Origin of the sequence: Phycicoccus sp. HDW14 (assembly GCF_011383005.1) — a bacterium.
Taxonomy (GTDB): Bacteria; Actinomycetota; Actinomycetes; order Actinomycetales; family Dermatophilaceae; genus Phycicoccus.
In genome coordinates, this window is record NZ_CP049935.1 from 3,389,900 (window position 1) to 3,401,671 (window position 11,772).

An 11,772-nucleotide genomic window follows, 5' to 3' on the forward strand; every position below is an offset into this window, starting at 1 on the left:
AAGTCTCGACCGTCCGCCGGGCGCGCACGGGGCGGCGGTCCGGGGCGGACGGGACCCTGACACTAGTGCACCGCTGGTCCGGCCACCATCGGTTGCCCGACGGGCCGCCGAGCCCCGCTCCGGGCCGTGGTCGCAGCAGGGTCCTCATCGGGGTGGACCCCTTCATCTCTGGATCTCGTCGTGGTGGTAGGAGCTGTGGATCCTGTGGACGGCGCGGTGTTCGTGCAGGTCAGGTCGGCGGGTCCGGGTGTGGACGAGCCGTGGACGGCACGTGGACCGGCGGCGCCGGCCTGTTGACGGCCACCGGGCGTTCACATCGCGTCCACCGGCCGCCCGCCGACCGTCCACCGGGTTCGGCAGGTCGTCCACACCCGTCCACAGGGCCTGTGGACAAACTCCGGGTGACAGCGGTGTCGCGGGACGCGCGGTGCGGGAGTGTCCACAGGGTCGTCCCCACCGGTGGACGGTGGACGGGGCCGTGGTGTGGGGGGCTCCGGAGGCGGCGGGAGCGCACCGTGGTGCGGCACCGCGTGCGCACCGGGTTCGACAAGGGTTGTACACGGGCTGGGGACAACCTGTGGACGAGCACGGGACGGCCGGGGCGTTCCCGTGGACGGATCCTGCGACCGGGAGGGAAGGAGGGGCTGCGAGGGCCCGGACGGTCAGCGGGACTGCTGCTTGATCCGGTTGGTCAGCTCGGTGACCTGGTTGTAGATGGCCCGGCGCTCGGCCATCAGCTGGCGGATCTTCTTCTCCGCGTGCATGACGGTCGTGTGGTCGCGGCCGCCGAACTGCTGGCCGATCTTCGGCAGCGACATCTCGGTCAGCTCGCGGCAGAGGTACATCGCGATCTGCCGGGCGGTGACGAGGACGCGGCTGCGGGACTGGCCCTGGAGGTCCTCGATGGTCAGCCCGAAGTACGCGGCCGTCTGGGCGATGATCGTCGCCGGCGTGACCTGGCTCGTCGAGTCGTCGGGGATGAGGTCGCGCAGGACGATCTCGGCGAGGCTCATGTCGACCGGCTGGCGGTTGAGGCTGGCGAAGGCCGTGACCCGGATGAGGGCGCCCTCGAGCTCGCGGATGTTCGTCGAGATGCGCGAGGCGATGAACTCGTGGACGTCGTCGGGGACGCTCAGGCGCTCCTGGATGGCCTTCTTGCGCAGGATGGCGATGCGCGTCTCGAGGTCGGGCGGCTGGACGTCGGTGAGCAGACCCATCTCGAACCGGCTGCGCATCCGCGCTTCGAAACCGGTGAGCAGCTTGGGCGGCACGTCGCTCGTGATGACGACCTGCTTGCTCGCGTTGTGGAGGGTGTTGAACGTGTGGAAGAACTCCTCCTGGGTCTGCACCTTGCCCTGGAGGAACTGGATGTCGTCGATGAGCAGCACGTCGACGTCGCGGTAGCGGCGCTGGAAGTTGGCGGCCTTGTCGTCGCGGATGCTGTTGATGAAGTCGTTCGTGAACTCCTCCGAGTTCACGTACCGCACCTTGACGTGCGGGAAGAGGTTGCGGGCGTAGTGGCCGATGGCGTGCAGCAGGTGGGTCTTGCCCAGCCCGGAGTCGCCGTAGACGAAGAGCGGGTTGTAGGCCTTGGCCGGTTGCTCGGCGACCGCGACGGCCGCGGCGTGCGCGAACCGGTTGCTCGCGCCGATGACGAAGGTGTCGAACGTGTACTTCGGGTTCAGCCGGGTCAGCTCGACCTGCTCGGGCACCTGGGTGCCGGGACGCGGCCGGCGCATCCCGGGGACCTCGACGAGCCCGGACGGTCCGGAGGAGCCGGCGCCGTGGGTGCCGCTGCCGTCGAGGGCGTCGCCGTCGTCGTCGAGCTCGAGGTCGTCGATCTGCTGGCGGCGGTCGGCGGCCCGGCGGTCGTGGCCGTCGTCGCCGAGCTCACCGACGGGCTCGGCGATCTCGCCGAGGGTGGGGTCGACGGTGACGGCCAGGCGTACGTCGCGCCCGAGCCGCTCACCGAGGGTCTGGGTGACCCGCTCGCGCAGCCGGGTCTCGACGATGTCCTTGGTGAAGTCGTTCGGGACGGCGATGAGGGCGGTGTCGTCGAGGAGGCCGACGAGCCGGGCGAGGGAGAGGAAGGCCCGCTGCTGCACCGGGATCCCGTCCTCGTCGAGCGCCTCGAGGGTCGCCCGCCACACCTGGGTCATCGTCGCGTCCGCCACGCCCTCCCCGTCCTTCCGCTGCCCTGTCGTCGTGGGTCACGCCGGCCCGGCGTGGCATGAGCAGTGGAGTCGTCCACATGGTTGTCCACAGGCTGTGAGGACGACGTCGTCGACGGCGTCCGTGTGTCGCGCGCTGCCCGCCCGATGCTCCGTGCGATGGTAGAGGGTTCGTGGTGGAGTTGGGTACCCGGCCTCGGGTTTGGTCGCCGAGCGGGCGCTCGGGTACCGTGGAGCAGCCTGTTCCCGGCTGTTTTCGCATGCCCATGACTCGTGTCGCACGACACGACCCGTGGGTCTCCGACTGCAGCCGACCGGGCTGCCCCCCGACCACCGGGCCACTCCGGCCCGCCACCCGCGAAAGAGACACATCGTGAGCAAGCGGACCTTCCAGCCGAACAACCGCCGACGGGCCAAGACGCACGGCTTCCGCCTGCGGATGCGCACCCGCGCCGGCCGCGCCATCCTCGCCGCCCGGCGTCGCAAGGGCCGCGCAGAGCTCTCGGCCTGAGGCCGGTCGGTGCTGCCGGCGCCGAACCGGCTGCGCGAGCGGTCCGAGTTCGCGTCGGCGGTCCGCGGCCCCGGGTCCACCCGGGCCGGTTCGAGACTGCTCGTGGTCCACGCCCACCGAACCGACGCGCGTGCGGGTCGCCCGCCGCGGGTCGGTTTCGTCGTGTCGAAGGCCGTCGGCGGCGCGGTCGTCCGTACTCGCACCAAGCGCCGGCTGCGGGCCCTCGTGGCCCAGCGGCTGGCCGTGGTCCCGGCCGGGGTCGACCTGGTCGTCCGGGCCAACCCGGCGGCGGGCACGGCGACCTCGGGGGAACTCGCGGTCGCGCTCGACGCGTTGTGGCACAAGGTGCTGCGGCGGCTCGGAGGTGCGGTGTGACACTCGGACGGCTGCTCGCGTCGCCGCTGCTCTGGGCGATCCGCGGCTACCAGCGGTTCATCAGCCCGATGCGTCCCCCGACGTGCCGGTACTACCCGTCGTGCTCGGCCTACGCGGTGACGGCGCTCGAGCGGTTCGGGCCGCTGCGGGGGTCGTGGATGGCGGTGGCCCGGATCGGTCGCTGCCACCCGTGGGCCGCCGGCGGCGTCGACCACGTGCCCGAGCGGGACGCGGTGACCGGGCGCCCGGTGCCCGGGACCACCGGACCCAAGCCCTACGGCGGCGCCACCGGCGCGAGCCCCTCACACCCCTGACCACCGTCACCACCGTGACACCACCCGCCGGCCGAGTCCGGCACCGACGAAGGACATCATGGGCGACCTGTTGAACAGCATCCTGACGCCGATCGAGTGGCTCGTGGCGTGGATCATGTACGGCTTCCACCAGGTCTTCACGACCCTCGGGCTGCCGGAGGCCGCGGGCATCACCTGGGCGCTGTCGATCGTCGGCCTCGTGATCGTCATGCGGGCCGCGATGATCCCGCTGTTCGTCAAGCAGATCAAGGCATCGCGCAAGATGCAGCTGATCCAGCCCGAGCTGCAGAAGATCCAGAAGAAGTACAAGGGCAAGTCCGACCCCGAGTCCCGCCAGGCGATGACCCAGGAGACGATGGAGCTGTACAAGAAGGAGGGGACCAACCCCTTCAGCTCGTGCCTCCCGATCCTCGTCCAGTCGCCGTTCTTCTTCGGCCTCTTCCGGGTGCTCAACGGCCTCCAGGACATCGCCAGCGGGAAGAAGGACCAGATCGGTCCGATCACGAAAACCGTTGCGGGACAGGCGGAGTCGGCCTCGATCTTCGGCGCACAGCTGTCGGACTCGTTCCTGCGGGCCAACAACCTGTCGACGCAGATCGTCACCGTCGTGCTCATCGTGCTGATGTCGGCGACGACCTTCACGACCCAGCGCCAGCTGATGACGAAGAACATGCCCCAGTCGGCGCTGGACAGCCCGTTCGCGAAGCAGCAGAAGATGCTGCTCTACATCTTCCCGGTCATCTTCGCCGTCTCCGGCATCAACTTCCCGATCGGTGTCCTCCTCTACTGGTTCACCACCAACGTGTGGTCGATGACCCAGCAGTTCTACGTGATCCGCCGGATGCCGGCGCCGGGGTCGGCCGCCGAGCGGGCCTACCACGAGCGCCTCAAGCGCAAGGGCAAGCCCGTGCCCGGGGCCGTCGTGGCCGCCGAGATCACCGAGGGTGCCGAGGGCGAGGACGCCGCGAAGAGCGGGCAGCGCGTGCAGCCCAAGTCCAAGAAGCGCACCAAGGGCGCCACCAAGCCGGGCGGCAAGCCCGCGGGTGGTCCGTCCTCCTCCGGCGGCTGACCCACCCCGCGGCCGTGTGCCGCCCCACCGACCCGACCCGTCCCTCCCACCTGGAGAGCACATGAGCGAGAACACGACCGAGGCCACCGAGGCCGCCGAGCCCACCACCGACACCCTCCTCGAGGTCGACACCGCGGAGGAGGCAGACGGCACCACGACACAGGAGCCGGCCGGTGAGTCGGCCGACGAGACCCCTGAGGCCGATGACTCCGCCGCCGGCGACGACTCCGAGGACGACGGTGATGACGCCGACGGTGACGCCGACGGCGACGACCAGGACGGCGACGAGGAGGCGGCGACCGGCGGGTCGAAGCGGACCGGCCGGCGTGGTCAGCTCGAGCGCGAGGGTGAGGTCGCGGCCGACTTCCTCGAGACCCTCCTCGACATCTGCGACCTCGACGGTGACCTCGACGTCGACATCGACGGTGACCGGGCGGCTGTCGCCCTCGTCGACAGCGACGAGGGTCGGGTTCCGCGGCGGCTCGTCGGCCCCGACGGCCAGGTCCTCGAGGCCCTCCAGGAGCTGACGCGCCTCGCCGTCCAGGCCGAGACGGGTGAGCGCAGCCGACTGATGCTCGACGTCGCCGGCCACCGGGCCGAGCGCCGCGCCTCGCTCGTCACGCTCGCGCAGGAGGCGATCGCCGGGGTCAAGGGGTCGGGCGAACCGGCGTCCCTCGCGCCGATGACCGCGTTCGAGCGCAAGGTCGTCCACGACGAGGTCCTGGCGGCCGGTCTGGTCTCCGAGTCCGAGGGCGCGGAGCCGCGACGGTACGTCGTCATCAGCCCCGCGTGAGGATGCGTTTCACGTGAAACATGACGGGGAGACCCCGTTGACGGCGCCGGCCGCACCTTCGGGTGCGGCCGTGGTGTTCGGGGACCGGCTCGGGCTGGCAGAGCGCTTCGTGGCGATCCTCGCCGACACCGGGGTGACCCACGGGCTCATCGGGCCGCGGGAGGTGCCGCGCCTCTGGGAACGACACGTCCTCAACTGTGCCGTCATCGAGGATGCCTTCCCCGAGAATGCCTCGCTCGTCGACGTCGGGTCGGGGGCGGGTCTGCCCGGCGTGGCGCTGGCGATCTCCCGACCGGACCTGAGGGTGCACCTCGTCGAGCCGATGCTGCGTCGGACCACCTGGCTCGAGGGCGTCGTCGAGGAGCTCGGCCTGGAGTCGGTCACCGTGCACCGGGGTCGGGCCGAGGAGCTCGCGGGGTCGGTCTCGGCGCCCTGGGTCACCGCGCGAGCGGTGGCCCGTCTCGACAAGCTTGCCCGGTGGTGCGTGCCGCTCCTCGAGGACGGTGGGACCCTCGTGGCGATGAAGGGCCGCAGCGCCGCGGACGAGCTGGCCGAGGACGCCGCCTCCCTGGCCCGGCTCGGGCTCGGTGTCGGCGTGGTGACCGAGCACGGTGGCTCGGTCCTCGAGGAGCCGGTCCTCACCGTCGACCTGCGCCTCGAGGCCCGTCCGTCCGGTCGTCAGCGGGCCGGTCGGTCGCGGCGGTCGGCACGGGCCCGACGGGGCACCGCGGCGGGGTCGTCCGGCTCGGCGGCCACCGGGGGCTGACGCCGAGGAGGTCGGCCCGGCGCGAACTGGACTGGGCGGCGGACTCGGGGGGATGGCGGGACCCACGTCCGGTCCGGCGTCACGGCGTCGAGCGGACGGTCAGCTCCCCGTCGGCGTGCGGACACGCCTCGATCCGACGTGGAGGGGCGCGGGCCCTCGGCCCGGGTCTGACGTCCGCGGAGGACCGGACCAACGTGCTTCGCCGGCGGAGTCGACTCACCGGGCGCACGTTTCACGTGAAACATCGAGGTGTCCAGCGCACACCCGCAGAGGGGCCTGCCCACTCCTCCCAGGAGAACTGCGCCTGACCCTCGACGGACAGCGACCCGGACGTTTGACGTGAAACATCGCCCGTCCAGAACGGGCTACGGCCAGTCGACAGACCCGCGGTCGGACTCGCCGTGGTCGTCCTTCTGGGCCGGTTCCAGCGGAGGACCTCTCCGGGGCCCACCGGGCTGGTGGCGCAGGACCCGGGTGGGCGGATCAGGTGGGCGAACCGATACCTGGCCACACGGTGGGTCGTCGGCGCCCAAGGGAGGCGGGTCGAATCGGAGCGTTGGGGGTCGCCCGCGGGCTGGCTCGGCGCGCCCGATCGGCATCTGGCAACGCGGTGCGTCGTCTGCACCGAGGGAAGCTGGATCAGCCAGGAGCGTTGGGGGTCGCTCGGTGACCTGGTCGGCACCACCCACACGGCGGGTCGTCGGCACCCAGGGGAGGCGGGTCGACCCGGAGCTTGGGGGTCGCCCGGTGACCTGGTCGGCCCAGAGCGTCCGGTCGCCCGGGGATGGGGCACTCGGGCGCAGCCTGCCACACGGGGCGGACGGCATCTGACCCCGGCAGGCGACGGGCGAGGAGGCATCGTCCGGACACGGACCCTCTTCGATCAGCTCATCCAGGTGCGGGGTAGCCGTCGTTGCGACCGCCGGCCGGGTCGGGTCCACAGACCGCCGGCCGACGGGCGGCGTTCGCTCGCTGCCGGATCACTCCGGTCATCGGGGGGCAAGGCTCGCGCCCGAGGTCGGTGTCGTGAGGCTGGTCCCCGGCGTCGGCGGAGTGACGCTCGGGCCCGTGGTCGGTGGGGGTAACGCTCGCGCCCGGAGGCGGCGGGGTGGCTGGGACCTCGTGTCGGTGGGGCGGGGCTCGCCACGTCTGGATCCGGTGACCAGGCCGGGTCTCTGGTGGAGCGTTCCTCGGCGCGCTCCGTCGACTGGGTGTCCATCGCGCCGCCGGCGCCGGGTGGCGAGCCCGCCAGGGAAGGAGGGGGCCGCCTCCCGTGGTCGCGGCCGACGCGGTCGGCCCGGGACGCCCTCGTCGCCGATGGCCCAGGGGCCGACCGCGGGGGCCACGACGTGGGAACCGGTGGCTCCGACGCGTGCGGACCGGGGCGCCGGAGTCGGAGGCTGCCAGGACGTGCGACCCGGACGTGCGACCCGGCCCGTGCGACCCGGCTCTGTGGACCGGGGCGCGACGGCGCTGATCCTGAGGAGCCCGCGACCCTCCGTCGTCGGCGGGCTTCTGGTGGCGCACTGCCGGCGCGGCGTGACGCAGACCGCCGACGCGGTGGTCGACCGCGTCCTCGGAGCCGGTCAGTGGGTGCGTCGAACGACCCGCGACTCCGTTGCCGCGGGGGCTCCCGACCCCACCGGGACGTCACGACCGAACGCCGCATCCGGGCCTTCAGAGGATCGACGACCGAGGCCCCTCCCGATGCGCACCGAATTCGTCCACAGGTTATCCACCGCGCCTGACGCGACGCCTGACACACCCGAAAACCGCGGAATGGCGCGGATCCACGCACGATGTTTCACGTGAAACACATGAGCCCCGTCCACACCCCCCGTCGTTTCCCCCACGTTGTCCACAGGCCCGGGCGTTCTTTGGCGTGTCGGCAGTTGGTGATGTTGGATGGGGTGGTTCAGCATCAAGGAGGTTGCGGTGACCACCACCGTCCACACCCCGGATCGTCCGCCGGTCGCCGACGGACTCGGTTTCCCCACCGGCGATCCGGAGCACCCGTCGGAGCTCGGGTGGCCCGCCACCGTTTCACGTGAAACGCTCAGTGACGAGGACGACGACCCGGTGACGGGAACGTCCGACTCACCAGGGGGAGCGGGGGACGGGTCGGCGGCACCGACGTCGGAGCCGGAGACCACAGCACCTGCTGACACCACGTCGCCCGAGGACCGGCCCACGGCCGGGTCCACCGACGACGACACCGACGACCACGAGGAGCGAGCAGCCATCGCCGCATCGATTCCCGGAGCCGACTGGAACACCCCGCTCGCGCAGGCCGTCGCCGAGGACGCGCGCAAGCGGATCACCCTCACCGGTCGCTCCGTCCCCCGGCCGGCGCAGACGCGGGTCCTCACCGTCGCGAACCAGAAGGGTGGAGTCGGCAAGACGACGACCACGGTGAACGTCGCCGCAGCGCTCGCCCAGGCCGGCAGCACGGTCCTCGTCATCGACCTCGACCCCCAGGGCAACGCGAGCACGGCCCTCGGCATCGACCACCACTCCGAGGTGCCGAGCGTCTACGACGTCCTCGTCGACGGGCGCGCCCTCGCCGAGGTCGTCCAGCCCTGCCCGGACCTGCCCGGCCTGGTCTGCGCCCCCGCGACGATCGACCTCGCCGGCGCCGAGATCGAGCTCGTCTCGCTCGTGGCCCGTGAGACCCGGCTCCAGAAGGCGGTCGCGGCGTACGTGGCCCACCGGGTCGCGACGGGGGACCAGCTCGACTACGTCCTCGTCGACTGCCCGCCGAGCCTCGGCCTGCTCACCGTCAACGCCTTCGTCGCCGCCAACGAGGTCTTCATCCCCATCCAGTGCGAGTACTACGCGCTGGAGGGCCTCAGCCAGCTGCTCAAGAACATCGAGCTGATCCGCAGCCACCTCAACCCCTCGCTGCACGTCTCGACGATCCTCCTGACGATGTACGACGGCCGCACCCGGCTGTCCGCCCAGGTGGCTGACGAGGTCCGCGAGCACTTCTCGGCCCAGACCCTGCGGGCGACCGTTCCGCGTTCGGTGCGCATCTCCGAGGCGCCGAGCCACGGCCAGACCGTCATGACCTACGACCCGAACAGCAGCGGCGCCCTGTCCTACCTCGAGGCGGCCGTCGAGCTCGCCGAGCGCGGCGCCGCGCGACCCACGAGCGAGGAGACCGCATGAGCGAGAAGCGGCGAGCCCTGGGCCGCGGCCTCGGCGCGCTCATCCCGAGCCAGCCGGCGACCGACCGCCCGGTCGACGTCTTCTTTAAGGATCGCGAGGGCGGGCCGACGCCGGCGGGGGAGGGTGCCGAGAACGGCGCCGCCCCGCACCCCCGAGCGACACCCCCGCGACGACGGAGCCCACCGACGGCCTGCGCCCGGTCCCCGGGGCGCGCTTCGCGGAGATCCCGCTCGACGAGATCACGCCGAACCGCCGCCAGCCGCGCACGGTCTTCGACGAGGACGAGCTCGCCGAGCTCGTGCACTCGATCCGCGAGATCGGTGTCCTCCAGCCCGTCGTCGTGCGTCCCGTGCCCGACGCCGCCGCCGACGACACCGTGCGCTACGAGCTGATCATGGGCGAGCGCCGCTGGCGCGCCTCCCGGGCGGCGGGCAAGGAGACCGTCCCGGCGATCGTCCGGTCCACCGACGAGGACGACCTCCTGCGGGACGCGCTCCTCGAGAACCTCCACCGCAGCCAGCTGAACCCGCTCGAGGAGGCCGCCGCCTACCAGCAGCTGCTCGACGACTTCGGCTGCACCCAGGAGGAGCTGGCCGGCCGCATCGGCCGGTCCCGGCCGCAGATCTCCAACACCCTGCGCCTGCTGCGCCTGCCCCCGCTCGTGGCTCGGCGGGTCGCCGCCGGGGTGCTCAGCGCCGGCCACGCCCGGGCCCTGCTCGGCCTGCCGGACGCCGCGACGATGGAGCGGATGGCCCAGCGCATCGTCGCCGAGGGCCTCTCCGTGCGCAGCGTCGAGGAGCTGGTCGCGCTCGGCGACGGCGACACCCCGCCGCGCCGCAGCAAGCCGCGCCCGGGTGCCCGGCGTCCGCAGCTCGACGACCTCGCCGCCGACCTCTCGGACCGGCTCGAGACCCGGGTGCGCATCGCCCTGGGCCAGAAGAAGGGTCGACTCACCGTCGAGTTCGCCTCGGTCGACGACCTCAACCGCATCCTCGACGTCATGAAGCTGCGCGCCACGGCCGACGCCGACTGACTCGACGAACGCCGGATCACGTTCTGCCAGAACGGTATTGCCGCCGCAACGAGAACGGCCCCGGACCATCAGGTCCGGGGCCGTTCTCCGCTCGACAGCGGTCTGGGGTGCCTCAGCCGAGGAACTGCTCGAGCTCGCGGAGCAGCACCGGCTTCGGGCGGGCGCCGATGATCGTCTTGACGATCTCGCCGCCCTGGTAGACGTGCATCGTCGGGATGCTCGTGATGCCGAGCTTGCCCGTGATGTCGGGGTTCTCGTCGGTGTTGAGCTTGACGACGGAGACCTTGTCACCGTGGTCGCGGGCGATCTCCTCGAGGACCGGGGCGACGGCGCGGCACGGGCCGCACCACTCGGCCCAGAAGTCGACGAGGACCGGCTTGTCGCTCTTGAGGACGTCGGCCTCGAACGTGGCGTCGGTGGTCTTGCTGACGGCTCCCATGGGGGTTCCTCTCTGTGCGCCGGTGACCGGCGGGGTGGTCGATGGGGCGGACGTGGACGAGTGGGGCGGATGGTGCGATGGTGCCGGACCGGTCCGACACCGGTGGGCGACGGGGTGGCGGTGCCCCCCGCGCCTCAGTGGGCGAGGAAGCGTTCGGCGTCCAGGGCCGCGGCGCAGCCGGAGCCGGCTGCGGTGATGGCCTGCCGGTAGGTGTGGTCGACGAGGTCGCCGCAGGCGAAGACACCGTCGACGTTGGTCTTCGAGGTCCGGCCCTCGGTGAGGACGTAGCCCTCGGCGTCGAGGTCGACCAGGCCCTTGACGAGCTCGTTGCGCGGGTCGTGCCCGATCGCGACGAACAGCCCGGTGGCCGGCAGCTCGCGGGTCTCGCCGGTGACGGTGTCGCGCAGCGTCACGCCGGACACCTTGGACTCACCGTGGATGGCGTCGACGGCGCTGTTCCACGCGAAGTGGATCTTCTCGTTGGCCTCGGCGCGCTCGGCCATGATGCGGCTGGCGCGCAGCTGGTCGCGGCGCACGACGACGGTGACCGAGCGGGCGAACTTCGTGAGGAAGGTGGCCTCCTCCATCGCCGAGTCGCCACCGCCGACGACGACGATGTCCTGGTCGCGGAAGAAGAAGCCGTCGCAGGTCGCGCACCACGAGACGCCGTGCCCGGAGAGGCGCTTCTCGTCGGGCAGGCCGAGCTCGCGGTAGGCCGAGCCCATCGCGAGGATGACGGCCCGCGCGCGGTACTCGGTGCCCGAGCCGTCGCGGACGAGCTTGACGTCGCCGTCGAGCTCGACGTGCTCGACGTCGTCGGTGACGATCTCGGCGCCGAAGCGCTCGGCCTGGGCCCGCATGTTCTCCATGAGGTCCGGGCCCATGATGCCGTCGCGGAAGCCGGGGAAGTTCTCGACCTCGGTGGTGTTCATCAGCGCACCGCCGGCGGTGACCGAGCCCTCGATGACGAGCGGCTCGAGGTTGGCGCGGGCGGCGTACACGGCGGCCGTCCAGCCGGCCGGGCCGGAGCCGATGATGATGACGTTGCGGACGTCGGAGGTCACGGGACACATCCCCTTGTGGTGCGAGTGGGCGGCGACCGCAACATGCGGTGCATTCGTGGAACCGATCCT

11 protein-coding genes are annotated in these 11,772 nt (G+C 71.9%); 8 read left to right on the forward strand and 3 right to left on the reverse strand.

Annotated features, from left to right (window positions below):
- Positions 1 to 662 precede the first annotated feature (662 nt).
- Positions 663 to 2,159, reverse strand: coding sequence for a chromosomal replication initiator protein DnaA (gene dnaA / locus G7075_RS16715; RefSeq protein WP_166124439.1), 1,497 nt, complete (start codon positions 2,157 to 2,159; stop codon positions 663 to 665).
- A gap of 385 nt (positions 2,160 to 2,544) precedes the next feature.
- Between dnaA and rpmH the strand changes: the two genes are divergently transcribed.
- From rpmH to G7075_RS16755, 8 genes are all read left to right on the forward strand, one after another.
- On the forward strand, positions 2,545 to 2,682 hold the full coding sequence (gene rpmH, locus G7075_RS16720; protein ID WP_010849920.1) for a 50S ribosomal protein L34: 138 nt from the start codon (positions 2,545 to 2,547) through the stop codon (positions 2,680 to 2,682).
- Positions 2,683 to 2,691: 9 nt separating this feature from the next.
- Complete coding sequence (rnpA, locus tag G7075_RS16725; protein WP_166123518.1) at positions 2,692 to 3,057, forward strand: ribonuclease P protein component; 366 nt, start codon at positions 2,692 to 2,694, stop codon at positions 3,055 to 3,057.
- Entirely contained in the window at positions 3,054 to 3,371 is a 318-nt protein-coding gene (gene yidD, locus G7075_RS16730; protein ID WP_166123520.1) for a membrane protein insertion efficiency factor YidD, read from the forward strand. Before rnpA ends, yidD begins: the two co-directional genes overlap by 4 nt.
- A gap of 58 nt (positions 3,372 to 3,429) precedes the next feature.
- Complete coding sequence (gene yidC / locus G7075_RS16735; protein WP_166123522.1) at positions 3,430 to 4,440, forward strand: membrane protein insertase YidC; 1,011 nt, start codon at positions 3,430 to 3,432, stop codon at positions 4,438 to 4,440.
- A 61-nt stretch (positions 4,441 to 4,501) separates the two neighbouring features.
- Positions 4,502 to 5,233, forward strand: coding sequence for a R3H domain-containing nucleic acid-binding protein (locus G7075_RS16740; protein ID WP_166123524.1), 732 nt, complete (start codon positions 4,502 to 4,504; stop codon positions 5,231 to 5,233).
- A 13-nt stretch (positions 5,234 to 5,246) separates the two neighbouring features.
- A complete protein-coding gene (gene rsmG / locus G7075_RS16745) occupies positions 5,247 to 5,999 on the forward strand; it encodes a 16S rRNA (guanine(527)-N(7))-methyltransferase RsmG (protein WP_240917699.1) in 753 nt (250 codons plus the stop codon).
- A gap of 2,079 nt (positions 6,000 to 8,078) precedes the next feature.
- Positions 8,079 to 9,167, forward strand: coding sequence for a ParA family protein (locus G7075_RS16750; RefSeq protein WP_305849790.1), 1,089 nt, complete (start codon positions 8,079 to 8,081; stop codon positions 9,165 to 9,167).
- A gap of 238 nt (positions 9,168 to 9,405) precedes the next feature.
- The gene (locus G7075_RS16755; protein ID WP_371814255.1) at positions 9,406 to 10,200 is read left to right on the forward strand and encodes a ParB/RepB/Spo0J family partition protein; all 795 of its coding nucleotides are present in this window, start codon (positions 9,406 to 9,408) and stop codon (positions 10,198 to 10,200) included.
- A 112-nt stretch (positions 10,201 to 10,312) separates the two neighbouring features.
- On the opposite strand, the gene trxA is transcribed toward G7075_RS16755, so the two are convergent.
- On the reverse strand, positions 10,313 to 10,639 hold the full coding sequence (gene trxA / locus G7075_RS16760; protein WP_166123526.1) for a thioredoxin: 327 nt from the start codon (positions 10,637 to 10,639) through the stop codon (positions 10,313 to 10,315).
- A gap of 134 nt (positions 10,640 to 10,773) precedes the next feature.
- Positions 10,774 to 11,712: a thioredoxin-disulfide reductase gene (gene trxB / locus G7075_RS16765; RefSeq protein WP_166123528.1), complete on the reverse strand. Its 939-nt coding sequence runs from the start codon at positions 11,710 to 11,712 to the stop codon at positions 10,774 to 10,776.
- Positions 11,713 to 11,772 lie beyond the last annotated feature (60 nt).